Source organism: Mesorhizobium sp. M0166 (assembly GCF_040322255.1).
Lineage (GTDB): Bacteria > Pseudomonadota > Alphaproteobacteria > Rhizobiales > Rhizobiaceae > Mesorhizobium.
Window position 1 is genome coordinate 247,522 of record NZ_JAMYTD010000001.1, and the last position, 23,355, is coordinate 270,876.

Consider the following 23,355-nt stretch of genomic DNA (forward strand, 5'->3'; position numbering starts at 1 on the left):
GCCTGGTTCTTCCTTCTCCCCTTGTGGGAGAAGGTGTCGCCAAAGGCGACGGATGAGGGGTGTTCCAGATGGCACCGACGGCACTCCGGCCAACACCCCTCATCCGTCTCGGCGCTTCGCGCCGATCCACCTTCTCCCACAAGGGGAGAAGGGAAAACCTTACCAAACAAGGACGAACGAATGGACATGCTGGACGAAGCGGCTGGGAAGCCGAAGGACGACGCCGACGTCAGGGTCGGCCGGCGCGTGCGGGCGCTCAGGCTGGAGCGCAATCTCTCGCTGGCCGAACTTGCCGCCAAAGCCGGCGTGTCGATCGGTGCACTGAGCCAGATCGAGCGCGGCATGTCGTCATTGCGGGTGCGCGTGATCTGGCCGCTCGCCGCCGCCCTCGACATCGAGCCGTCGGCGCTGATCGCCGACGGCAATGATGTCGGCAACGACCTCTATTGTGTGCGCGCCAACAGCCGGCGTCAGATCCCGGTCAAGTCGGAGGGCATCGCCAAGGCACTGCTGTCGCCGCCGGCCGCCACGCTAACCGGCATGCTGGTAACCGTGGAAGCCGGTGGCGGCACCGCCGAAGCCTACGCTCATGCCGGCCATGAATTCGGCTTCGTCCTGTCGGGCGAGGTCGAGCTGGTGGTCGATTCGACCAGATACGGGCTGAAGGCCGGCGACAGCTTCGCCTTCAAGAGCACGTTGCTGCATGCCTTCCGCAATCCGGGCAGCGAGCGCTGCCAGATCCTGTGGGTTAACACCACCAAACCGTCCGAGGTTCGCGATGGCGCCTGATCCGCTCGTCCGGCTGGACAAGGTCTCCAAGATTTTCCCCGGCGGCATCGTCGGGCTCGACACCGTCGATCTCGACATTTCGCGCGGCGAGTTCCTGACCCTGCTCGGACCGTCCGGCTGCGGCAAGACCACCAGCCTGCGGGTCATCGCCGGCTTCGAGAGCCCGTCGAACGGCAGGGTCCTGCTCGACGGCCGCGACATCACGGCGCTCAGGCCCTTCGACCGCCCGGTCAACACCGTATTCCAGGACTACGCGCTGTTCCCGCACATGAACGTCGCCGAAAATGTCGGCTTCGGCCTGTCGCTGCGCAAGCTCTCCGGTGCCGAACAGGCAAGGCGCGTCGGCGCAGCGCTCGACATGGTCGGCCTTGCCGAAAAGCTCGGCGCCCGCGTGTCCGAATTGTCGGGTGGCCAGCGCCAGCGCGTCGCGCTTGCTCGCGCCATCGTCTGCGAGCCGCGTGTGCTGCTGCTCGATGAGCCGCTATCGGCGCTCGACGCGCATCTGCGCGAGCAAATGCAGGTCGAATTGAAGCGGCTGCAGTCGCGGCTTGGCACCACTTTCGTCATGGTCACGCACGACCAGACCGAGGCGCTGTCGATCTCTGACCGCATCGTCGTCATGAACAAGGGCCGCATAGAGCAGATTGCGCCGCCGGCGACCCTTTACGACCGGCCCGCCACCAAATTCGTCGCCAGCTTCATCGGCACCATGAACCTTCTGCAGTCGCGCTTTGTCGGCCGTGATGGCGAGCGCTTGCGGTTCACCGCGGGCACTCTGCCGCTGGAAGCGGTTTCGGAGACGGGCGAGCTGCCTAGCGAGGGCACGGTTCGCACCATCGGCGTGCGTCCGGAGGACCTTTTGGCCACGACCGAGGCCGCGGCCGGTACCGCACCGGTGCGGGTGAACAGTATCGTCTTTCACGGCCGCACCTTGCGCCTTCATGCAGAGCTGGGGCAGGGGACACAGGTGGTGATCGACGCGCCACGCCGGACAGAGGGTTTTCAATTCAGCGTCGGCGACGTAGCGTATATCAGCCTGCGCCGTGGCGCCAACTGCCCTATGCTGCCTAGCTAGTCTCACTCATTTCTAGAAAACCGGAGCACGGCCCATGAGCAATCATCTCAACTTTTTCATCGGCGGCAAGTGGGTCGGCCCCGTGGTGCCGGCAACGCTGGATGTGATCGATCCGTCCACTGAAGAGGCCTACACCAAAATCTCGGTCGGCTCGAAGGCCGATGTCGACAAGGCCGTTGCGGCAGCCAAGGCGGCATTCCCGGCCTTTTCGCAAACCAGCAAGGCCGAGCGCCTGAAGCTGCTGAAGCGTATCCTCGAAGTCTACAATGAGCGCTACGAGGACATCGCCCAGGCGGTCAGCCAGGAAATGGGCGCGCCGATCAGGTGGGCGCGCGAGGCGCAAGCCTGGGCGGGCAGGGCGCATATGGAAGCTACCATCAAGGCGCTTGAGGATTACGAATTCAATGAGAAGCGCGGCACCACCATGGTGGTCAAGGAGCCGATCGGCGTCTGCGCGCTGATTACACCGTGGAACTGGCCGCTCAACCAGATAGTCTGCAAGGTGGCGCCGGCCTTCGCCGCCGGCTGCACCGTCGTCTTAAAGCCTTCCGAAATCGCGCCGATCAGCGGCATCATCTTTTCCGAGGTGATGGACGCCGCCGGCATGCCGAAGGGCGTCTACAATATGGTGAATGGCACTGGTCCCGATGTCGGCCAGGTCATGGCTGGCCATCCCGACGTAGACATGGTCTCGTTCACCGGGTCGACCCGGGCCGGCATCATCGTCGCCAAGACGGCGGCCGAGACGGTCAAGCGCGTCGCGCAGGAGCTGGGCGGCAAATCGGCCAACATCGTGCTGCCCGACGCCGACTTCGAGACGGCCGTGCGCAAGGGTGTCAACGCCTGCTTCGGCAATAGCGGCCAGTCCTGCGATGCGCCGACCCGCATGCTGGTGCCGGCCGCCCGTCACGACGAGGCGCTGACCATCGCCAAGAAGGCCGCCGAACGGCACAAGGTCGGCGACCCACGCTCCGAGGAGACCAAGCTCGGACCGGTGGTTAGCAACATCCAGTTCGACAAGGTCCAGCGGTTGATCGAGGCAGGCATCGCCGAGGGCGCGACGCTGGTCACCGGCGGCCCCGGCCGGCCGGAGCACCTCAACCGTGGCTACTATGTGCGGCCGACCGTTTTCGGCCACGTCAGACCCGGCATGACCATCGAGAAGGAGGAGATTTTCGGGCCGGTCCTGTCGGTCATCTCCTACGATGACGATGATGATGCGGTGAAGATCGCCAACGACACCGTCTATGGGCTGGCCGCCTATGTGCAGTCCCGGGATATCGAACACGCCCGCAAGATTGCCGGCCGGCTGCGCGCGGGGCAGGTGTCGATCAACTATCCGGAATGGGATACGTTTGCGCCCTTCGGCGGCTACAAGCAGTCCGGCAACGGCCGCGAATACGCCGACTGGGCGATCCACGATTTCCTCGAGATCAAGGGCATCATCGGCTACGGCGCCTGAGCCTCGACATTGGCATTACGCAACCGTCAAGTTTATTGCAATGGTTGGTGCCTTCGGCACCGGCGTTCGCTTGAACGGCCACGACGATTCCGTGGCCGCAATGTGAGTGCGAAGCAGGGTCGCCTCAGATCGTCTTGAGATAGCCGGCCAACTGATCCGCCACCGTGCCCCAGCCGTCGTAGAAGCCCATCTCCTCGTGGCTGTTGCGCGTGGCTTCGTCGCGGTGGATGGCGGTGGCGGTATAGCGCGTCGTCTCGCCATGCGATTGCAGCGATATGACCGCTGTAATGAATGGATCGCCTGACGGCCGGTAGCCTGGCAGCAGCGCATCGGTCCACACCAGCCGCTCGTTCGGGACGATCTCGAGGTAGCAGCAACGCCTGTCGTTGACCTCCGTGCCGTCGGGCGACTGCATGCGGGTGCGGAACAGGCCGCCGGGCCGCAGGTCGATCTCGCAATCGGTGATGATCCACGGCTTCGGTGTGAACCATTGTCGGACATGCTCGGGCTTCGTCAAGGCCATCCACAGCAGTTCCCGTGGCGCCTCGATCGTGCGTTCGAGCACGAGGTCGAGCTTCGGATCGGGCTGGAACAACGGCGCCATATTCATCTGTCTGTCTCCTTGAGTTTCAGCACGTAGTCGTCGAACTGGTCGAGACGGCGCTCCCACAGCGCACGCTGCTCGGCCAGCCAGTTTTCCGCGAGCTTCAGCGGCTCCGGCGCAAGCCGGTAGGTCCTGACGCGGCCTGCCTTCTCCGAACACACCAGCCCGCAGCCTTCCAGAACCCTGAGATGCTCGATGAAGGATGGCAGGGCCATCTCGAACGGCTGCGCAAGCTCGCTGACCGAGGCGGGGCTTCGGTTCAGTCGCTCGACCACGCGTCGCCGGGTCGGATCGGCGAGCGCCCGGAAAATGCCGTCGATCGGCTGGGGGCTTTCGGTCTGCAGGCCCGTCATGGTCGTTTCCTTGCCTCGGCCATTCCGCGTGCTTAGAAAACACTTAGGGAAATTCCTTACTATTGGCAAGCGCGAAAATCGCGGAGCCCGGCGAGGCCGCTGGAAAACCGCGAGGCGCGGTTTTAGGGTGCCGTCAGATTCGACTGGTCCGAGGACGCGTTTTGACGATTACCATGTACGGCATCACCAATTGCGATACGGTCAAGAAGGCGCGTGTCTGGCTGGCAAGCCACGATGTTGCCTATCGCTTTCACGACTACAGGGCAGACGGGCTTGACGCGGATCGGCTGAACGGCTGGTCAGGCAAGGTCGGCTGGGAAATCCTGCTCAACAAGGCGAGCACGACGTTCCGGGAACTGTTGGAGGAGGACAGACTGGGCCTGGACGAGAAGAAGGCCAAGGCGCTGATGCTGGCCAAACCGACGATGATAAAGCGACCGGTGCTGGAACTGGGCGACAGGATACTGGTTGGCTTCAAGCCTGATGTTTATCAGCAGGCGATCGGTAGGAAGTAGAACCGACCCGCCGCGATCCGTCGCGCCCCCTCTGTCCTGCCGGACATCTCCCCCTCAAGTGGGGAGATTGGACGTCACTTCGGCTTTCGCTAGTCGCCAAAGAAGGGCGCTTTCGGCGAAGCTGCCGATCTTCACCCTCGTGGGGGAGATGGCCGGCAGGCCAGAGGGGGGCGCTGTCCCGCCGGCGTGACTAATTGATCCCCCGCAAATAGCTCGCCAACGCGACCGCATTATTGTGGGCCTCGTCATGGGCGCCGTAGAGCAGCGTCACCTTGCCTTCACGGAGCAAGGCGCGCAGTTCCGCCACGGCCTCGCCGTTCAGGTCGAGCTCATCGCGGTATCGCCGCTGGAACTCCGCCCAGCGCGCCGGCTCATGGCCGAACCGTTTGCGCAACGCGTTGCTTGGCGCGATGTCCTTCAGCCATAGCGTCAGTGCCGCGTCCTCTTTGCGGACGCCGCGCGGCCATATGCGGTCGACGAGCACCCGCTGCCCGTCATCGGGCGCCGGCGGCTCATAGATGCGCTTTACCGCGAGCTCCATTGCCAACTCCGCATGGGCCAGCAGGCGCCGTTGCTTGCTGGCCTTCGCTTAGCGATCCCGGGCCTAAACCCACTCGCCCTTGCGCATCACCGGTACGCGGCTGCCGTCCTTATGGACGCCGTCTATGTCGATCTTGTCCGAGCCGATCATCCAGTCGATGTGGATGAAGCTCTTGTTGCCCCCGCGCGCCGCCATCTCGTCCTGGCTGAGCGAGGCGCCGTCGACGAAGCACTTCGAGTAGCACTGGCCGAGGGCGATGTGGCTGGCGGCGTTCTCGTCGAATAGCGTGTTGAAGAACAAGAGCCCGCTCTTCGCGATCGGCGAGGAGTGCGGCACCAGCGCCACCTCGCCGAGACGGCGCGAGCCTTCATCGGTATCGAGCACCTTGTGCAGTACATCCTCACCTTTCGAGGCCTTTGCCTCGACGATACGGCCCGCCTCGAAACGCACCGCAATGCCGTCGATCAGCGTGCCCTGGTAGGACAGCGGTTTGGTGCTGGTGACATGGCCTTCGACGCGCCTTGCATGCGGCGTGGTGAAAACCTCTTCGGTCGGGATGTTGGGGTTGCAGGTGATGCCGTTCTTGGCGGTCGAGGCGCCGCCCATCCATTCGTGGCCGTCAGCCAGCCCGACGGTCAGGTCGGTGCCGGGGCCGGTGAAATGCAGCGCGTGGAAATTGTGGCCGTTCAGCCATTCGGTGCGGCTCTTCAGCGCCGCATTGTGCGCCGTCCAGTTGCCGATCGGGTCTTCGACGTCCACCCGCGAGGCGGCAAAGATGGCGTCGGCAAGCTTGGCCACGGCGACGTCTTCGGCGTCGTCCGGGAAAACCTGTTTGGCCCAGGCCTGATCGGGATAAGCGACGATGTTCCAGTTGATGTCGAAGCCGGTGATCTTCTCCAGCGCCGGCTGGTAGGCCATCGAATTCGCCTTGTTGGCACGCGCCACCTTTGCCGGGTCCTGAGCCGAAAGCAGCGACGGATCCTCGCCGCGCACGGCAAGCCTCGCCGCATTGTTGGCGAAGGCTTTGGCCATGCCTTCATAGAGCCAGCCGGCGGCGCGGTCGAAACCGGCGTCGGCGCCGTAGCGGAAGCGCGCCAGCGTGATCTCGTCATCGTTGAAGATCGGCGTCACTAGGCCGGCGCCCGCCTTGTAGGCGTGCTCGACGATCCGCCGCGTCAAGGGCAGCGCTGCGATAGACGAGGTCAGCACCAGATCCTGACCCGGTTGCAATTGCAGCCCGACCTTGACGGCGACTTCCGCCAGCCTGTCGAGCTTCACCGGGTCGATGGTTGCGGAAACGCCGCGCGAATGTGTGGTCATGATCCTGCCTGCCGTGATTGGGGACTGTTTCTTACATAGACCGGCGCTACCGACCTTTCCACCGTGATGTGCTGCAGACTCAGCTGGCGCTCTCGAGCGACCTGAACTGCGGCATCGTCGCTTCGATCTCCTCGCGCACCCAGATCTTGAAATCCCTGACCTTGCGGCTTTCGCTCTTGCTGGCCGAGGTCACCAGCCAGTAGCCGAGCCCGCTCTGCGCCCTCACGCCGAACGGTGCGACGAGCCGGCCGTCGGCCAGCGCGTCGGCGGCCAGCAACTGCCAGCCGAGCATCACGCCGTGACCAGCAATCGCCGATTCCAGGCACAGCATCGGATCGGTGAAGCGCGCGCCCTTCATGAAGGTGACCGGCTTCACCCCGGCCGCTTCGAACCAGCTCTCCCAACTGATCATCGATCTTTCGTCGGTGATCGCACAGGTCAAAGCAAGGTCCTCTATCGATTTCAGCTTGCTGGCGATCACCGGTGCACAGACCGGAAATACCTCCTGCGCCAGCAGCAATTCGGCCCGCCCGCCCGGCCATTTGCCGTCGCCGAGCCGGATGGCGACGTCGATGTCCGAACGGTCGAGATCGGCAAGCCGCACCGATGCGTCGATGCGCAGGAGCACATTCGGATGCCGGGCGAAATGCCGCGACAGCCGCGGCAGCAGCCATTTCGAGGCGAAAGCCGGCGCCACCGAAACCACCAGCGTGCACTCCGAGCTTTCGTCGGCAAGCGCTATCGCCTGTGCGAGTTCGCGAAACCCGGCGCTGAGCCGCGCGGTAAAGACGGTGCCGAATTCGGTCGCCACCAGGCCAGCTGGCGTTCGTTCGAACAGGGCCCGGCCGAGCTGCTTTTCGGTCCGGTTGATCTGCTGGCTGACGGCGCTGACCGAGACGTTGAGTTCGCCGGCCGCCGCCGCGAGCGAGCCCAGGCGCGCGACGGCTTCGACGGCGCGCAAGCCGTTGAGATGGACGCGGTTCAGCATAGCCATACAGTTTTTGTAAACTCGAACGGCTGAAATCTCAATTGCCAGACACTGCGGGATGCCGGATTCTAAGTGGGCTACTCAGAGTGAGGAGGCAATCTGATGAAGATTTTGTCATGGCTCGGCGCCTTTTCCCCGATCGGAACGCAGCCGTACCCGCATGACAGCGAGGCCACCAGCTGGGTGACCGATCCGCTGTCGCATCCGGTGCTCGACACCATGTCGGAGCGCGAACTCGCCGACATGCCGTTTAGGCTGACCGCGCGTCGTACCCGCTTCGAGACGGCCTCGACCTGCTGAGTTCCTGAACGAGGATCGTGCTTGGCACCTCAGGTGAGCCGGCCGCCGACGCGGCTGCGCAGCCCTTCTGGCACAATAAAAGGCGGATTGTCTCACCGGCAGGCGCACCTATGGTGCACCGCGATGAACATCGCTTCACCCTTGCGCCCGGCAATCGCCGGCATGATCGCCCTGGCCGTCGCCATGGGTATCGGCCGCTTCGTCTATACGCCGATCTTGCCCGGCATGATGGAAGAGCTCGGCCTGTCGCCGGCCGATGCCGGCTGGATCGCATCGGCCAATTATCTCGGCTACCTCGTCGGCGCGCTTGCCGCCACCGGCGGCTGGGCGCAAGGCCGCGAGCGCCACCTGATGCTGGCCGGCCTTGCCGCCACTGCGACCCTCGCCGGGCTGATGGGCCTGACCGGCACCATGCCCGCCTTTCTCCTCATCCGCTTTCTTGCCGGCCTCGCCAGCGCCTTCGTGCTGGTCTTCATGACCAGCATCGTTTTCGGTCATCTCGCCGCGGCCGGGCGAAGCGACCTGCAGGCGCTGTATTTCGGCGGCGTCGGCCTCGGCATCGCGGCGTCCTCGGCGCTGTTGGCAATCCTCGTCACCGAACATGCCGGCTGGGCGGCGGGCTGGCTGTGGTCGGCGGTGATTTCGGCCGGCGGCTTTGCCGCCGTCGCCCTGCTGGCCGGCGGCACCTCGGCCGCGAACAGCGCCACCGGGAGCGAGCCGGCACTGCCGAAAAACCGCTCGCTGGTGAAGATCATCGTGGCCTACGGCCTGTTCGGCTTCGGCTACATCGTCACGGCAACGTTCCTCGTCGCCATCGTCCGCCAGGGCGGTGGCGGCCGCGTCTTCGAGGCCGTCGTTTGGATGGTCACCGGCCTTGCCGGTTTCCCGTCGGTCTGGCTGTGGCAGAAGCTCGCGGCCAGGATCGGGCTCTATGCCACCTATGCCCTGGGGTGCCTGGTCGAGGTGGTCGGCGTCAGCGCCAGTGTCGTCATGGGCGGGCGCACCGGGCCGCTGCTCGGCGGCCTTCTTGTCGGCGGCACCTTCATCGCCATCACCGCGCTTGGCCTGCAGGCCGGCAGGCAGCTCGCTCCGCAAGCGCGACGCCGGATGCTGGCGGTGATGACGGCCGCCTTCGGCCTCGGCCAGATCATCGGCCCGATCGTCGCCGGGCTGCTTGCGCAGGCCTCGGGAGACTTTTTCCTTGCCTCGATCGTGGCCGCCGCCGTCCTGCTGGCCTCGGGTGCGATCGCCTGGTCGGCTGCGCCAAAATCGCCATGATTATGGTCTTGCTCGGCACCGGGCGTCGGGTAGCGGGCATTTTCTTTCCCACTAATGTGTGACTTTATGCGCGCTGAACCCGCTGATTTGCGCATCGACCGAGGATTTTCGCACAGTGTTTGTATCGTTTTTTCCGCAGCCGAAGCTCTTCTTCTCTTCGGTAGCCGTCTGGAGCCTTGCCGCTATCCTGTTCTGGTTTTTCGGTGGCGAGCAGCTGGGCGCTGTGTTCGGCTTGCCGCCGGCTGCGGCTGATGCACCGCCCGTTATCGGTATCACCGTACTCTGGTCGAACCCGTTTCTGTGGTTCTATCTCTATTTCGCTTTTTGCGTTGCCGTCTTCTATGCATTCTGGAGCTGGTATGCACCGCATCCGTGGCAAAACTGGTCGATATTGATCAGCGCGGTCATCCTGTTCCTCATCTACTTCAATGTGCAGGTCAGTGTAGCGGTCAACGCCTGGTACGGCCCTTTTTATGACTATATCCAGGGACTTATGTCGGGGACTGTCAAGTCGACCGCCGGAGAGTTTTATGCCGGACTAGGCAGCTTCGCTTGGCTTGCGCTGGTCGGGATGAACGTGCAGGTGGTCAACGCCTTCATTGTCAGTCACTGGATTTTCCGCTGGCGAACGGCGATGAACAATTACTTCATTGAGAACTGGAGCAGGCTTCGCCACATCGAAGGCGCCTCTCAGCGTATCCAGGAAGATACGATGCGGTTCTCGCAGATCATGGAGGATCTGGGCTCCAGCTTTGTCCAGTCGATCATGACCTTGATTGCATTCCTGCCGGTGATGATTCAACTGCAGAGCCACATTAGCGAATTGCCGATCGTCGGTGCCATCCCGCAGCCATTGGTCTTTGCCGCGCTTGCCTGGTGCCTGTTCGGAACGATTTCGGTCATGGTTGCAGGTCTGAAGCTGCCTGGGTTGCAGTTTCGCAACCAACGTGTCGAGGCTGCCTATCGCAAGGAACTTGTCTACGGCGAGGATCATGCGGACAGGGCCCAACCGGCAACCACTTCGGAGTTGTTCGCCAACGTTCGTCACAACTACTTCAGACTGTATTTTCACTATATCTATTTCAATGTGGTCCGTTACACCTATCTGCAAGCCGACGGTATCTTCTCAATGTTGATCCTGGGGCCGTCCTTTGTGGCTCATAAGATAAGTTTCGGGGCGTTTAGTCAGATTTCCAACGCGTTCGGCCGAGTAACAGGATCGCTCCAGTTCCTGCTCACATCCTGGTCGACCATCGTTGAATTGCAGTCGGTGCACAAACGCCTGCGCGCCTTCGAGGCGACACTGGAAGGGGAACCGCTGCCTGAAATCGACCAGCGCTATCTGGAACGTGAGCAAGCCGGCTTGCGCCCTGAGGACCAGCCGGTAAGCTGATGATGGCGGGCGGCGATCACTTGGGCTCAGCCGCCCACCGCCGCCTGCCGTTCGCCTTGCCGCGAAACATAATCGCGAAAGCTGATACACTCGACTTGTTTCATCACGCAGACCTCGCCGGCAAAGCGTTCGAGCGCGTTCCAGTAGGCGCCGTCGTTCATCAGCGTGAAGTGGAAGCCGAGCTCAAGCGGAATGCGCTTGCTCTGGTATTGCGCATCGAAGGCGGCGCGAAAGGCATCATAGGTCCGCTCAGTGAACTCTTCCGCCATGCTCGGCCGCTCGAAGCCGCCGGAATGCCTGACATAGAGATTGTAATCCATGGCGATCACCCGCCTTGAGTTCGGCCCTTCCGGAATCTGCGGCAGCGAAAAGCGTGTGAGGCCGTTGACGGTCGGCGGCTTGACCGGCCCACTCGAGACGCCGCTTGCGTCGAGCAGGAAACCGGCCGCGGGCAGCGCCTCGTAGAGCGCCTTGTTTGCCGACAGGTAAGGCGCGCGGAACCCGACCACCGACTTGCGCGCGAAATCGCCCCAGCCCTTCGGTTCAGGAGCAATGCCGTTGATCGAATAGGCGTTTTCGAGAATATGCTTGAACGAGCCGAACTCGCTCAGCCAGTCGGCCTTGCTCCAGTCCTTGCCGTCGAAATGGCCGCAGCCATGGCTGCCGATATCGTGGCCTTCCGAGGCAGCGAGGTTGATCTGCTCGAGCCGGTCGGCGACTTCCTGTTTGGAGGCGGCGAAGCCGATATTCGATTTGCCTTCTGTCTTGCCTGGCGCGGTGTATTCCTTGCGTGTCTGCGGCGACAGCAGGAACACGCAGGAGACGAAATAGGTGAAATGCGCACCGGTGCGCTGGGCCAGCGCCCGGCTGCGCTGCCACTGCGAAATGTCCCGGGCACTGTCGAACGAGATGATGACGACCTGTTTCGGCTTTGCCGGCGCCGCCGGCGGGTCGGCAAAAGCCGCGCCGGTAGCAAGCGCGGCAATCGAAAACGCAATAACGCGGGACAAACGGGGCAAAGGCATCTGACCGGATCAAGGAATGTAGAAGCACCGCCTACCGGTGAAATATGGCACGGATACGATCGACCTGTGCGCCCGCCTTTGGCGGCGACTGCCTCGTGAATAGGCGATTTTCCTGCCGAACCCCTTCCATGCCGGCAAAATTTCGCTAAAACGCGGGCTCATCAACCGCCCCGGCCGGGGCATGAATGGTTTTGATCCATGTCGGACGACAGTTTTATCCGCGAAGTCAACGAAGAGATTCGTCGCGACCAGGCGCATGCGCTGTGGGACCGCTTCGGTCCCGCCTTGCTCGTGCTGGCCGTGCTGGTGGTGCTCGGCACTGCTGCCGTCGTCGGCTACCGCTATTGGGACGAGACCCGCGCCAACCGCTCGGGCGATGCTTTTTCGCAGGCGCTCAAGCTCGCCAATGACGGCAAGAACGACGAGGCGCTTGCCGCTCTGGAGGCGTTGGAGAAGGACGGCTACGGCGCCTATCCGCTGCTCGCCCGTATGCGCGCGGCAACCGTCAAGGCGGACAAGGGCGACGTCGACGCCGCCGTCAAGGATTTCGACGAGGTCGCCGCCGACACCAAGATCCCCTCCGGCATTCGCGACATGGCGCGCCTCAGGGCCGCGCTGCTGCTGGTCGATCACGGCTCTTTCGCCGATGTCTCCAGCCGCGTCGAGGCGCTCACCGCCGACACCAACACGCTGCGCCATACGGCGCGCGAAGCGCTTGGCCTTGCCGCCTGGAAGGAAGGCAAGGCGGCGGATGCATTGAAGCTGTTCGACCAGATCGCCGCGGATGACGGCGCCCCGCGCAACACGCGCGAGCGGGCGACTTTGATGTCCGAGCTGATCCGCGGCTCGGGCGGCGTGTCGTGATATTCCATGACCTTCAAAGTCGCCATCATCGGCCGGCCTAACGTCGGCAAATCGACCCTTTTCAATCGGCTGGTGGGAAGGAAGCTGGCGCTTGTCGACGATACGCCGGGCGTCACCCGCGATCGCCGCGTCCATGCCGCAAAACTCTACGATCTGCATTTCGACGTCATCGACACCGCCGGCTTCGAGGATGCGGCCGCCTCGACGCTGCCCGGCCGCATGCGCGCCCAGACCGAGATCGCGATCCGCGAGGCCGACCTGATCTTTTTCACAATCGATGCCAAGTCCGGGCTGATGCCCGACGACAAGACCTTCGCCGAGATCGTGCGCAAGTCCGGCAAGCCAGTTGTCGTCGTCGCCAACAAGGCCGAGGCGCGGGGCGCCCAGGGCGGCATGCTGGAGGCCTGGGAGCTCGGCCTTGGCGAGCCGATCCCGGTCTCGGCCGAACACGGCCAGGGCCTGCCTGATTTGCGCGACGCGGTGATCGCGGCACTGGGCGAGGCGCGCGCCTTCGGCGAGGACGAAGAGGCCGGCGAGGAGGAGGTCGCCGCCAGCGAGGTGCTGATCGGCGAAGACATCACCGACCCGGACGCAGAGCCGAGCTATGACGACACCAAGCCGATGCGCATCGCCGTCGTCGGCCGCCCCAACGCCGGCAAGTCGACGCTGATCAACGCGCTGATCGGCGAGGAGCGGCTGTTGACCGGCCCCGAGGCCGGCATCACCCGCGATTCCATCTCGGTCGACTGGGACTGGCATGGACGCCGGTTAAAGCTGTTCGACACCGCCGGCATGCGCCGCAAGGCCAGGATCCACGAAAAGCTCGAAGTCATGTCGGTGCAGGACGGCTTGCGCGCCATCCGCTTTGCCGAAATCGTCATCATTGTGCTCGACGCCACCATTCCCTTCGAGAAGCAGGATCTGCAGATTGCCGACCTGATCATCCGCGAGGGCCGTGCCCCGGTGATCGCCTTCAACAAATGGGACCTTATCGACCATCCCCAGGAGTTGCTGGCCGAGCTGCGCGAAAAAACCGAGCGGCTGTTGCCGCAGGCGCGCGGCATGCAGGCGGTGCCGGTCTCGGCCGAGACCGGGCGTGGCCTCGACAAGCTGATGGATGCTGTCATCAGGACGCATCGAGTTTGGAACAGCCGTGTCTCGACCGGCAAGCTCAACCGCTGGCTGGAAGGCATCCTGGCGCATCATCCGCCGCCCGCCGTCGCCGGACGCCGGCTGAAGATCAAATATGTCACGCAGGCCAAGACGCGCCCGCCCGGCTTCGTCGTCTCCTGCTCACGGCCGGATGCGATGCCGCAATCCTACGTCCGCTATCTCTCGAACAGCCTGCGCGAGGCTTTCGACATGCCAGGCGTGCCGATCCGTATCGCCTTGCGCACCTCGGACAACCCTTTCGCCGGCAGGGCAAAGAAGCGCCGCTGAGCGCCACTTCTCCTCTACGCCACGTTGCGCAGAACAGGCGCTGTTTGCGTCTCCGGCAACGCTTCCAGCGCCGCCTGCAGCAGGATGTCGCCAAGCCGCGCCGCTACCGGGTCGAGCTCGGCCTCCTTGCGATGCAGGAACAGCGCCATCTTGGGCAAGGCGGGCAGCCCGGCGATCTCCGGCGTCATCGCCCTGACGCTGGCCGGCAGGCCGATATCGGTGCGGATCGTCAGTCCGAGCCCGGCGGCAACGGCTGCCCAGATACCGCCAAGGCTCGGACTGGAGAAGGCCATCCGCCATGCCAGGCCGGCGCGGTCGAGCGTTTCGGTCGCCACGCTACGCAGCAGGCACGGCGCTTCGAGCGCCACCAGCGGCAACGGCTCGCCATCGCCCAGGCTGGTCTCGATCTGTTTTGCCGGGCCGATCCAGCGCATCTGGACGTCGGCGACATGCCGGCTGTAGGGCAGCGTCGCGCCATTGTCCCAGGCAAGCGCGATATCGAGGCTGCCCGACATGATCCTTTCGGCAAGCTCATGGCTGCGTGCGATCCTGGCCTCGATCTTGACCTTGGGATGGGCGCGGGCGAAGCGCCCGAGCACCTCCGGTAGCACCGCCTCGCCGAAATCCTCCTGTAGCCCAAGCCGCACCCAACCCTCCAGCTCGACATCGTGGATGGCGGAGGCGGCCTCGTCATTGAGCTCGATCAGCCGCCGCGCGTAGGCAAGCATGGTCTCGCCCGCGTCCGTCAGCGCCAGGCCGCGCCCCGATTTGCGGAAGATCGGCGTCGTCGCCTGCTCCTCCAGCTTCTTCAATTGCGCACTGATTGCCGAGGTCGAGCGGCCGAGCCGGTCGGCGGCCTTGGCGAAGCTGCCCAGCTCCATGCCGGTGACGAAGCTGCGCAGGACGTCGAGATCGAATGTCACGCGTCGCATGGAAATAATCCTGATATTTGGGACATTACATCCAAAACTTCCTGATATTCAGTACGAAGCTATGGCGGTAAAGACAGCGCGTCAAGACCGAATGCAGCCGACCCATGCAGGAGCTGAACCATGTCCGCTATCGCCACACGAGCAGATTGCAAACCGTTTCGCCCGGCCGCCGTTGCCGCCCCGTCAGAAGCGGCGGCACGTCGAGCCACCCATCGCTGGAAGGTGCTGGGCATCGGCGTCGCCGCCAATGCGTGCTTTTCCGCGACCTTCTCCGGCATTCCGGCGACGGCGGTGTTCCTGCGCTCGGGCTATCAGCTCTCCAATGGCGAACTCGGCCTGGCGCTTGGCCTTCTCGGCCTGGGCGTGGCGCTGAGCGAATTGCCGTGGGGACTGCTGACCGATCGCTGGGGCGACCGCCGCGTGCTGCTGACAGGGCTCGGCGCAACCGCGGTTTGGCTGCTTGTCATGGCCGCGCTGGTCGTGCCGTCACCGGCCCACATTCCCGGCATCGCGCTTCTCGCCGCTGCCCTGCTGGTCACCGGATTGCTCGGCGGCAGCGTCAACGGCTCCAGCGGCCGCGCCATCATGGCCTGGTTCGGCGAAGGCGAGCGCGGCTTTGCCATGAGCATCAGGCAGACGGCGGTGCCGCTTGGCGGCGGGCTTGGCGCGCTCGTGCTGCCATCGCTCGCTTCAGCCCATGGCTTCACGGCGGTCTTCGGACTTCTGGCGGCTGCATCCGCCGTCTCGACCTCGCTCGCCTGGCGCTGGCTGCATCAGCCGCCGGCGCATGACGATGCCAATTCGGCCGGCACGGCATCGCCGGCCGGCCCGGCGCCGCTGCGCAACCCGGCCGTCTGGCGCATCGCAACAGCCATCGGCCTGCTGTGCTTTCCGCAGGTGGCGGTGCTCACCTTTGCTTCCGTCTTCCTGCATGATTTCGCCGGCATGGGAACAGCCGTGATCAGCGCCAGCCTCGCTGCCGTGCAGGTCGGCGCCATGGTCATGCGCGTCTGGAGCGGCCGCTACACCGACCGTCATGGCAACCGCCGGCCGTTCCTGCGTCTGTGCAGCATGCTGAGCGTGGCCGCCTTCACCGTGCTTGCGGCGCTCGTCTTGTTTTCGGCCCAATTCTTGTCAGGCCAAGCGCCGATGCTTTCGCCGGCGATCGTTGCGGTGCTGGTCGTGGCCGGCATCTGCGTCTCCTCCTGGCACGGCGTTGCCTACACCGAGCTTGCGACGCTGGCCGGCGCGAGCCAGGCCGGAACGGCGCTCGGCCTTGCCAACAGTCTGGTTTTCATTGCCTTCTTCCTGGTGCCGATCGCCATTCCGGGGCTTCTCGTGCTCTGCTCATGGGCAGGCGTCTGGCTGGGTGCGGCTATTTGCGCGCTGGTCGCCTGGCCGATCTTTCTTCCGTCAAGCGATGGCCGCAAAAGCGCCTGACTTCGACACGAGATGGGAAAACAACGTTCTAAGCTGTTAACGCCCCATCAAGGTTAATGCATCATTGTAGCTCTCCAGTGGGGTCCGTCGCGTTTCTGGAGAGTTCCGTGCATCGACGTGTTTTGACGCGGCTTGTCGCCGCCGCCGGTGAGAAAAAGCGTTCCTTTCTGTCTCCGCTCGTTATTGGCCTTGGTATCTGGATCGGCTTCCCGAGTGTCGTTGCCTATCAGGACATGACCAGCCTGGTCTCCGGCCTGGAGGCGCCGAGCGTCCGCTGGAACGCCTATGTCGAGAAATCCGTCGCCGGCTCGGTTCACGCCGCCGAAATGCCCTTCCTCGATTCAAGCAGCACCGGCTCGCTCTCCGGCTCCGGTGTCCAACTGCCCGGCATCGGCGCCGTTTCGTTTCGCGGCAAGGGCAGCATCGCCGGCACGACGCCGGACGAGGACCGCATCATGCGCGCCGACAAGAAGGGCCGCATCATTCAGGTCTCGCCTGTCTCGCCGCCGAAGAACTTCAACGCCGGCTCGATCTTCGAGCGCACCTCTTCGCTGCTCCGCCCAAGCATGGACAGCGGCCTGAGGATGGCCTTCGCCAAGCCCGAGATCAAAGGCAAGGAAATCCAGATCGCCGCCGCCTTCCACGCGCGCGTCGACAAGAAGCCGGATCCCGGCGTGCCGGCGATGCTTGCCGCGCTGGTCAACAACGATCATCCCGACGTGCTGGCGACCGCCTATGCATCGTCCGCTCCCGATTACGCGCAGGCATCGCCGTTTGAGGCCTTGCTGCAGGACGAGGACCCGAACGATGGCCGGTTCATTCCGCCGCTGAGCAAGGGCGATCATTCTTGGATGCAGACGCCGCTGCCGGCGAGCGTCTTTTCCAAGCCGGAGCAGGCCTGCCTCGCCAAGGGCATCTATTTCGAGGCGCGCGGCGAATCCGTGCGTGGCCAGGCCGCCGTCGCCCAGGTCATCCTCAACCGGGTCCGCAACCCGGCCTATCCGAACTCGATCTGCGGCGTCGTCTACCAGAACGACAACTGGTTCAATCGCTGCCAGTTTTCCTTTGCCTGCGACGGCAGGAAGAAGCGCATCGACAACCCCGCCGCCTACCAGACCGCACAGGATGTCGCCATGGCCGTCACAGCCGGCAAGATCTTCATTCCGGAAGTCGGCTCGTCGACCCATTATTACGCCAACTACGTCCATCCGGGCTGGGCGAGGACGATGCAGAAAATGACCAGGATCGGCCTGCACATCTTCTACCGTACCTATGGCGGCGGCTGGAGCTGAGTGCTCGGGCAGCCGTTGCGTCTTTCGCGGGAGAGCGGCCGATCGAAGACCCATCGCCGCGGGGATTCGGCCGCGGCCCGCCAGAGACTGTGTCGGGCACGATGTCGCACCCGGGCAAGTAGCTGATTTATAACGGAAAAATACTTGAGCTTGAACGTCGGCCCGTGGCTTGACGGGCGCGGACCCTCTAACTATGTTGCCGGCGACTTTAAGAAGCGGACGGACGGTGACGGTCTGACCGGGCAGGGGGGTTGCGTGGCCGACAAGAATGGGCCAGACGGAACCGGCAAAACCGGTCGCGGCAAGCAGCATGAAGCCGACATCCGCGACGACGATCTTGAGCGCCGCCGGCGCGACCTTGAAGCATCGCTTGCGACAAGGCGGCCGGATCGGCTCGAGGGGAAAGACGACGCGAAAGCGGGCAGTGTGGCCGGGTACGGCCAGGCGCTCAAGCTGTCCAGCGAGTTCATCGCCGGGATAGTGGTCGGGGCTGGCATCGGCTGGGTCATTGACCGTGTGGCGGGGACAACGCCATGGGGTCTGATCGTTTTTTTGCTGCTGGGTTTTGGCGCCGGCGTGCTCAATGTCATGCGCTCAGCAGGGCTTATGGCAGAGTTCGGACGAAGCGAGAAATCGCGCGATCCGAAGGAATGAATTAAGGCGCACTCACTGGGCGCGATGAACGGATAGTAGAGTCGCGTGCGGCTTCGATGGGGATTTAAAAGTGGCTGCTGACAAGGTCGATCCAATCCACCAGTTCCAGATCCATCCGCTTATTCCGATTCACATCGGCGGTTACGACCTGTCCTTCACCAATTCGGCGCTGTTCATGCTGGCGACGGTTGCTGTGGCGGCGGCGTTTCTCTACCTCAGCACATCGAGCCGCAGCCTCGTTCCCGGCCGCCTACAGTCGGTCTCGGAAATGGCCTATGAATTCGTCGGCAATATGCTGAGGGACGCTGCGGGCACCCAGGGCATGAAGTTCTTCCCCTTCGTGTTCTCGCTGTTCATGTTCGTGCTTGTCGCCAACCTGCTTGGCCTGTTCCCGTATTTCTTCACCGTCACCAGCCATATTATCGTGACCTTCGGCCTCGCCGCGCTGGTGATCGGAACGGTTGTCGTCTACGGCTTCACCAAGCACGGCCTTGGCTTCCTGAAGCTGTTCGTCCCGCATGGCGTGCCGGTCTACCTGCTGCCGCTGGTGGTGCTTATCGAGGTGATTTCCTTCGTCTCGCGCCCGGTCAGCCTCTCGGTTCGTCTGTTCGCCAACATGCTCGCCGGTCACATCACGCTGAAAGTGTTCTCGGGCTTTGTCGTCAGCCTGAGCGCGCTCGGCGCGGTCGGCGTAGCGGGCTCGGTTCTGCCGCTGGCGATGGCCGTGGCGCTGACTGCGCTGGAGCTGCTGGTCGCGTTCTTGCAGGCCTACGTCTTTGCCGTGCTGACCTGCATGTATCTCAACGACGCCCTGCATCCCGGGCACTGACAAGGTTTCCGGCATTGCCGCCGGATGGAATCGCAACGGAATTTTAGATCCAAAGGAGTTGAATAAATGGACGCAGAAGCAGCAAAGTACATTGGCGCCGGCATCGCATGCCTCGGCATGGGCGGCGCGGGCATTGGCCTCGGCAACATCTTCGGCAGCTATCTGGCGGGCGCGCTGCGCAACCCGTCGGCCGCCGACGGCCAGTTCGGCCGCCTGATTTTCGGCTTCGCCGTGACCGAAGCGCTTGGTATTTTCTCGCTTCTCATCGCGCTTCTCGCCCTGTTCGGCTGAATACTTGTTCGGCTGAACATTGGGAAGAATTGAACAGGCCGGCCGCGATCCTGCGGCGGGTCTGAATTTCGGGGATAGTCCATGTTTGTGACATCTGCCTTTGCGCAAGAGTCCGCGCCCGCCGCAACGGAAGGCGAAACGCACGCCGCCACCGGCGTGCCTGCCGAGGCGCATGGCACGTTCCCGCCATTCAATCCGGCGACGTACCCGTCACAGCTGCTGTGGCTGGCAATCACTTTCGGGCTGTTCTACCTCTTCTTGAAACGGGTAGTGATGCCGCGCGTCGGCGGCATCATCGACGTTCGCAACGACCGCATCACGCAGGATCTCGATCATGCTGCCCGGCTGAAAAGCGAGGCCGATGCCGCCGTTGCCGCCTATGAGCAGGAATTGGCGGAAGCCAAGGGCAAGGCCAATGCGATCGGCCAGCAGGCCAACGATGCGGCTAAGGCGGAAGCCGAAGCTGCCCGCAAGACGATCGAGGCAGCGCTTGACCAGAAGCTTGGCGAGGCCGAGGCGCGCATATCTTCCATCAAGGCCAATGCCATGAAGGAAGTCGGCACCATCGCCGAGGACACCGCTTCGGCCATCGTCGAGGCGCTTGTCGGCGGCAAGGCCAGCAAGGCCGAAATCGCGGCCGCGGTCAAATCCGTGGCCGGGTGAGGAGCGCATCATGGACGCCACATCTCTCGCGACGCTTTGGGCAACCGTTGCCCTCGTAATCTTCCTCGGCATTGCCATCTACATCAAGGTGCCGGGCATGATCGCCAAGGCGCTCGATGCGCGGGCCGACAAGATCAGCTCCGAGCTCGAGGAAGCGCGCCGGTTGCGCGAAGAGGCCCAGCAGCTGCTCGGCCAATACCAGCGCAAGCGCAAGGAAGCCGAGCAGGAGGCCGCGGCCATCGTCGCCGCCGCCAAGCGCGAAGCCGACATGCTTGCCGCCGAGGCGCACAAGAAGACCGAGGACTATGTCGCCCGGCGTACCGCCTTGGCCGAGCAGAAGATCGGCCAGGCCGAGCGCGAAGCAATTGGCGAAGTGCGCGCCAGCGCCGTCGACATCGCGGTCGAAGCCGCGCGCGCGCTGCTGGCCGGCAAGATCGACGCCAAGGCCGGCGCCGATCTGTTCAACGCCTCGCTGCAGGATTTGAAGTCGAAGCTGAACTGAACGGAGCGTAATCTCCCCCTCGAGGGGGGAGATACGCGCCTAGCCGCTTTCGCCAATCTCAATCCAGGTCCGAAAAACCCTCTTCCTCCAGCACCTCGGTGCCGCCGAACCGGAACGGCGCGAAGGAGGCGCGGTGTAGCCGTGCCACTGGCCCGTGCAGATCGATCGCCGTCCGATGGCGGACGGTGGCGTAGCCCATATGCAGTTCGAAGCCGTAACGCGCATGATGGCTGCCGCAGCCGCACATCATGCGGTCGCGCAACACCTTGGCGACGATCGAGGCTGCGGCTATCGACTGCGAGCGCTGGTCGCCCTTGATCAGGGCTTTGCCCTCGCAGGGCAGGCCGGGCGGCACGTCGCGGCCGTCGGCCAGCGCCAGCTTCGGCCGGATCGACAGGCCGGCCACGGCACGGCGCATCGCCTCCAGGCTGGCCTTGAGGATGTTGGAGGCATCAATGCCTTCGGCGCTGACCGAGGCCATCGATACGGCGAGTGCGGAGCCGAGGATTTTCAGGAACAGCGCCTCGCGCTGCAAATGCGTCAGCCGCTTGGAATCATCGAGGCCGTCGGGGATGTTGGCGGGATCGAGAACGACCGCTGCCGCCACGACCGGCCCGGCGAGCGGGCCGCGGCCGGCCTCGTCCGTTCCCGCCACCGGCCACAGGCCTTCGGCCATCGCCTTCGTCTCGAAGGAGAAGTCGGGTCTCTCGACGATTTCGAAGAGAAGCGGAGAATCGGAACGCGGGCGAGCCATGGTGCGGCGAGGTTCGCATCGGCTCCGATTCTCCGCAAGTCCCTCCAGGTCGGGCGGGGCACCGGACCTGGAGGGGCTACCGTCGGAAGCCCGGGGACAGGACAGGCCGGACGGGATTTTTTCGCCTGCTGCCGGCCGCTTCAAGCGGCTGGCGCGAGACGCTTTGTCACAGCAGCATCAGCTGCTCGGTTGCCTTGGCAGCGGGGACGAACTGGTCGGTCCTGAGCGAGCGCCGCTCGGCATTGAGGCCGAGCCGTTTGGCGGCGATCTCGAAGCGCCGGCCGATCTGCCAGGCATAGGGGCCGGAGCCTTTCATGCGCTTGCCCCATTCCGAATCGTAGTCCTTGCCGTCGCGCATCGAACGGATCAGCGACATGACGTGGCGATAGCGGTCGGGATAATGGCGCAGAAGCCAGTCCTTGAAGATCGGCGCGACCTCCAGCGGCAGGCGCAGCAGCACATAACCGGCCTCGCGCGCACCCGCAGCCTGCGCCGAATCGAGGATGCGCTCCATCTCCGGGTCGGTCAGTCCGGGGATGATCGGCGCGACCATCACCGAGGCCGGAATGCCGGCGTCCGAAAGCTGCCTGATCGCCTCCAGCCGCTTGGTCGGCGTCGACGCGCGTGGCTCCATGGTGCGCGCCAGCATGCGGTCGAGCGTTGTCACCGACAATGCCACCTTGGCCAGCCCGCGTTCGGCCATGCGTGACAGAATGTCGATATCCCGTGTCACCAGCGCCGATTTGGTGACGATGCCGACCGGATGTCCGCGCGCCTCCAGCACTTCGAGGATCTCGCGCATGATCCGGTATTGTTTCTCGATCGGCTGATAGGGATCGGTGTTGGTGCCGATGGCGATGGTGCGCGGCTGGTAATTATCCCTGGATAATTCCTTGTCGAGCAGCCGCGCTGCATCCGGCTTGGCAAACAGCTTCGATTCGAAATCCAGCCCCGGCGACAGACCCATGAAGCTGTGCGTCGGCCGCGCGAAACAATAGACGCAGCCATGTTCGCAGCCGCGATAGGGATTGATCGAGCGGTCGAAGGAGATGTCGGGCGATTCGTTGCGCGTGATGATAGTGCGCGGCTTCTCGACCTGGACCTCGGTCTTGAACGGCGGCAGCTCCTCCAGCGAATTCCAGCCATCGTCGAACACATGCCGGCTGACCGGCTCGAAACGGCCGGACGGATTGATGCCCGCCGACCTGCCGCGATTGCGGTCCGGACGCACGCGCATGCCGCTCTGCTCGATCATCGCATTCGCCATCTCGGCCCTGCCAGCGCCGAAGGCGGCAATGTCGGCACGCACGATCTGTTCCATCTTGGCCCTTTCCCAGGGACTGTCCGCCCGCTGTCGAATCGCTCTGCTCATGAATGTATTCCTATCGTATCGATGAGAACAAAGCAAGAACTTTCTCGCGGCGCGCGGCAAAAACTGGCGCTGCCCATTGCTTTCCGCTATTCGGCTAAACATGCTCAGCGTCCTGATCGAAACCCTGAATGACGAGGAGGGCCTTGCCCGCACGCTCGCCTCGCTGATCGGCGGCGCCGTCGAAGGCGTGGTGCGCGACGTTCTCGTCTGCGACACCGGCTCGACCGATCAGACGCACCGCGTCGCCGAACATGCCGGCTGCCACTATGTCAGCGGCGGCATCGCCGCCGGCATCAGGCAGGCCAAGGGCGACTGGCTGCTTTTGCTGGAACCGGGCGCGCGGCTGGGGGAGGGCTGGATCGATGAGGTCGTCGCCCATACGGCGAGGCAAACCATGGCGGCGCGGTTCTCGCGGGCACGCGGCAGCCGCGCGCCGTTCCTGTCGCGCGTCTTTGCCGGAAATCGCGCTCTTGCAGAAGGCCTGGTGATCAGCAAGCGTCAGGCCGCGGCACTGTCGAAGAACGCCCGCAGCGCCGAAGCGATCGCCCGCGGCCTGGCGACCAGGAGGCTGCAGGCCGAGATCTGGGTCGCTCCGCGGAAGTGACGGCTTACCGTGACGGTTCAGGGTACCCGCCCAAGCAAATTTTCTGGCGGGTCGTCGTTTATTGTGCATTGCACA

26 protein-coding genes are annotated in these 23,355 nt (G+C 64.0%); 17 read left to right on the forward strand and 9 right to left on the reverse strand.

Features of this window, described 5'->3' with window-relative positions; translation table 11 throughout:
• The first annotated feature begins 180 nt into the window (after positions 1-180).
• From NKJ46_RS01190 to NKJ46_RS01200, 3 genes are read left to right on the forward strand one after another with little or no spacing between them, the layout of a single operon-like run.
• Positions 181-789 carry a cupin domain-containing protein gene (locus tag NKJ46_RS01190; protein ID WP_352660846.1) on the forward strand — a complete coding sequence of 203 codons (609 nt, stop codon included), beginning with the start codon at positions 181-183 and terminating at the stop codon, positions 787-789.
• Positions 779-1,864 carry an ABC transporter ATP-binding protein gene (locus tag NKJ46_RS01195; protein WP_352660848.1) on the forward strand — a complete coding sequence of 362 codons (1,086 nt, stop codon included), beginning with the start codon at positions 779-781 and terminating at the stop codon, positions 1,862-1,864. The genes NKJ46_RS01190 and NKJ46_RS01195 overlap by 11 nt, the downstream gene beginning before the upstream one ends.
• 34 nt (positions 1,865-1,898) lie before the next feature.
• A complete protein-coding gene (locus tag NKJ46_RS01200; RefSeq protein ID WP_352660850.1) occupies positions 1,899-3,326 on the forward strand; it encodes an aldehyde dehydrogenase family protein in 1,428 nt (475 codons plus the stop codon).
• A 124-nt stretch (positions 3,327-3,450) separates the two neighbouring features.
• Here the strand turns inward: NKJ46_RS01200 and NKJ46_RS01205 are convergent, their stop codons facing one another.
• On the reverse strand, positions 3,451-3,930 hold the full coding sequence (locus NKJ46_RS01205) for an SRPBCC family protein (RefSeq protein WP_352661312.1): 480 nt from the start codon (positions 3,928-3,930) through the stop codon (positions 3,451-3,453).
• A gap of 2 nt (positions 3,931-3,932) precedes the next feature.
• Positions 3,933-4,283 carry an ArsR/SmtB family transcription factor gene (locus tag NKJ46_RS01210; protein WP_352660853.1) on the reverse strand — a complete coding sequence of 117 codons (351 nt, stop codon included), beginning with the start codon at positions 4,281-4,283 and terminating at the stop codon, positions 3,933-3,935.
• 161 nt (positions 4,284-4,444) lie between these two features.
• On the opposite strand from NKJ46_RS01210, the gene NKJ46_RS01215 reads away from it, so the two are divergent.
• Complete coding sequence (locus tag NKJ46_RS01215; RefSeq protein WP_352660856.1) at positions 4,445-4,798, forward strand: ArsC family reductase; 354 nt, start codon at positions 4,445-4,447, stop codon at positions 4,796-4,798.
• Positions 4,799-4,988: 190 nt separating this feature from the next.
• On the opposite strand, the gene NKJ46_RS01220 is transcribed toward NKJ46_RS01215, so the two are convergent.
• The 3 genes from NKJ46_RS01220 to NKJ46_RS01230 all read right to left on the reverse strand — a co-directional run bounded on the left by NKJ46_RS01220 (position 4,989) and on the right by NKJ46_RS01230 (position 7,653).
• On the reverse strand, positions 4,989-5,345 hold the full coding sequence (locus NKJ46_RS01220; protein WP_352660859.1) for a DUF488 domain-containing protein: 357 nt from the start codon (positions 5,343-5,345) through the stop codon (positions 4,989-4,991).
• Positions 5,346-5,402: 57 nt separating this feature from the next.
• Positions 5,403-6,659, reverse strand: a complete 1,257-nt coding sequence (locus NKJ46_RS01225; RefSeq protein ID WP_352660862.1) for an aminopeptidase — start codon at positions 6,657-6,659, stop codon at positions 5,403-5,405.
• Between the two features lie 79 nt (positions 6,660-6,738).
• Positions 6,739-7,653: a LysR substrate-binding domain-containing protein gene (locus NKJ46_RS01230; RefSeq protein ID WP_502903344.1), complete on the reverse strand. Its 915-nt coding sequence runs from the start codon at positions 7,651-7,653 to the stop codon at positions 6,739-6,741.
• A gap of 96 nt (positions 7,654-7,749) precedes the next feature.
• Here NKJ46_RS01230 and NKJ46_RS01235 point away from each other — a divergent pair, with 96 nt between their 5' ends.
• The 3 genes from NKJ46_RS01235 (at position 7,750) to sbmA (ending at position 10,618) form a co-directional block, all read left to right on the forward strand.
• Positions 7,750-7,947 carry a hypothetical protein gene (locus tag NKJ46_RS01235; RefSeq protein ID WP_352660865.1) on the forward strand — a complete coding sequence of 66 codons (198 nt, stop codon included), beginning with the start codon at positions 7,750-7,752 and terminating at the stop codon, positions 7,945-7,947.
• Positions 7,948-8,070: 123 nt separating this feature from the next.
• Positions 8,071-9,225, forward strand: a complete 1,155-nt coding sequence (locus NKJ46_RS01240; protein WP_352660868.1) for a YbfB/YjiJ family MFS transporter — start codon at positions 8,071-8,073, stop codon at positions 9,223-9,225.
• A 115-nt stretch (positions 9,226-9,340) separates the two neighbouring features.
• The gene (gene sbmA / locus NKJ46_RS01245) at positions 9,341-10,618 is read left to right on the forward strand and encodes a peptide antibiotic transporter SbmA (protein ID WP_352660871.1); all 1,278 of its coding nucleotides are present in this window, start codon (positions 9,341-9,343) and stop codon (positions 10,616-10,618) included.
• A 26-nt stretch (positions 10,619-10,644) separates the two neighbouring features.
• On the opposite strand, the gene NKJ46_RS01250 is transcribed toward sbmA, so the two are convergent.
• Positions 10,645-11,637: a polysaccharide deacetylase family protein gene (locus NKJ46_RS01250; RefSeq protein ID WP_352661315.1), complete on the reverse strand. Its 993-nt coding sequence runs from the start codon at positions 11,635-11,637 to the stop codon at positions 10,645-10,647.
• A gap of 204 nt (positions 11,638-11,841) precedes the next feature.
• Here NKJ46_RS01250 and NKJ46_RS01255 point away from each other — a divergent pair, with 204 nt between their 5' ends.
• Together NKJ46_RS01255 and der are read left to right on the forward strand one after the other, a co-directional pair.
• Positions 11,842-12,507: a tetratricopeptide repeat protein gene (locus tag NKJ46_RS01255; protein WP_023674063.1), complete on the forward strand. Its 666-nt coding sequence runs from the start codon at positions 11,842-11,844 to the stop codon at positions 12,505-12,507.
• Positions 12,508-12,513: 6 nt separating this feature from the next.
• Positions 12,514-13,947, forward strand: a complete 1,434-nt coding sequence (der, locus tag NKJ46_RS01260) for a ribosome biogenesis GTPase Der (protein WP_352660874.1) — start codon at positions 12,514-12,516, stop codon at positions 13,945-13,947.
• Positions 13,948-13,961: 14 nt separating this feature from the next.
• Here der and NKJ46_RS01265 read toward each other — a convergent pair whose 3' ends face one another.
• Entirely contained in the window at positions 13,962-14,879 is a 918-nt protein-coding gene (locus NKJ46_RS01265; protein ID WP_352660877.1) for a LysR substrate-binding domain-containing protein, read from the reverse strand.
• Positions 14,880-14,999: 120 nt separating this feature from the next.
• On the opposite strand from NKJ46_RS01265, the gene NKJ46_RS01270 reads away from it, so the two are divergent.
• The 7 genes from NKJ46_RS01270 (at position 15,000) to NKJ46_RS01300 (ending at position 20,550) form a co-directional block, all read left to right on the forward strand.
• Positions 15,000-16,319: an MFS transporter gene (locus tag NKJ46_RS01270; RefSeq protein ID WP_352660880.1), complete on the forward strand. Its 1,320-nt coding sequence runs from the start codon at positions 15,000-15,002 to the stop codon at positions 16,317-16,319.
• Between the two features lie 107 nt (positions 16,320-16,426).
• Positions 16,427-17,611 (forward strand): cell wall hydrolase, encoded by a 1,185-nt coding sequence (locus NKJ46_RS01275; protein WP_352660883.1) that lies wholly within the window; start codon positions 16,427-16,429, stop codon positions 17,609-17,611.
• Positions 17,612-17,866: 255 nt separating this feature from the next.
• Positions 17,867-18,265, forward strand: a complete 399-nt coding sequence (locus NKJ46_RS01280; protein ID WP_352661318.1) for an AtpZ/AtpI family protein — start codon at positions 17,867-17,869, stop codon at positions 18,263-18,265.
• Positions 18,266-18,335: 70 nt separating this feature from the next.
• Entirely contained in the window at positions 18,336-19,094 is a 759-nt protein-coding gene (locus tag NKJ46_RS01285; RefSeq protein ID WP_352660885.1) for a F0F1 ATP synthase subunit A, read from the forward strand.
• Positions 19,095-19,160: 66 nt separating this feature from the next.
• Positions 19,161-19,385: a F0F1 ATP synthase subunit C gene (locus NKJ46_RS01290; protein ID WP_006206606.1), complete on the forward strand. Its 225-nt coding sequence runs from the start codon at positions 19,161-19,163 to the stop codon at positions 19,383-19,385.
• Between the two features lie 81 nt (positions 19,386-19,466).
• The gene (locus NKJ46_RS01295; RefSeq protein WP_352469058.1) at positions 19,467-20,048 is read left to right on the forward strand and encodes a F0F1 ATP synthase subunit B; all 582 of its coding nucleotides are present in this window, start codon (positions 19,467-19,469) and stop codon (positions 20,046-20,048) included.
• Positions 20,049-20,058: 10 nt separating this feature from the next.
• Entirely contained in the window at positions 20,059-20,550 is a 492-nt protein-coding gene (locus NKJ46_RS01300; protein ID WP_023674071.1) for a F0F1 ATP synthase subunit B, read from the forward strand.
• 58 nt (positions 20,551-20,608) lie between these two features.
• On the opposite strand, the gene rnhB is transcribed toward NKJ46_RS01300, so the two are convergent.
• Together rnhB and NKJ46_RS01310 are read right to left on the reverse strand one after the other, a co-directional pair.
• Positions 20,609-21,304 (reverse strand): ribonuclease HII, encoded by a 696-nt coding sequence (gene rnhB, locus NKJ46_RS01305; protein WP_352660888.1) that lies wholly within the window; start codon positions 21,302-21,304, stop codon positions 20,609-20,611.
• Positions 21,305-21,470: 166 nt separating this feature from the next.
• On the reverse strand, positions 21,471-22,625 hold the full coding sequence (locus NKJ46_RS01310) for a PA0069 family radical SAM protein (RefSeq protein ID WP_254818651.1): 1,155 nt from the start codon (positions 22,623-22,625) through the stop codon (positions 21,471-21,473).
• 151 nt (positions 22,626-22,776) lie between these two features.
• On the opposite strand from NKJ46_RS01310, the gene NKJ46_RS01315 reads away from it, so the two are divergent.
• Positions 22,777-23,280 (forward strand): glycosyltransferase, encoded by a 504-nt coding sequence (locus NKJ46_RS01315; RefSeq protein WP_352661321.1) that lies wholly within the window; start codon positions 22,777-22,779, stop codon positions 23,278-23,280.
• Positions 23,281-23,355: the final 75 nt, after the last annotated feature.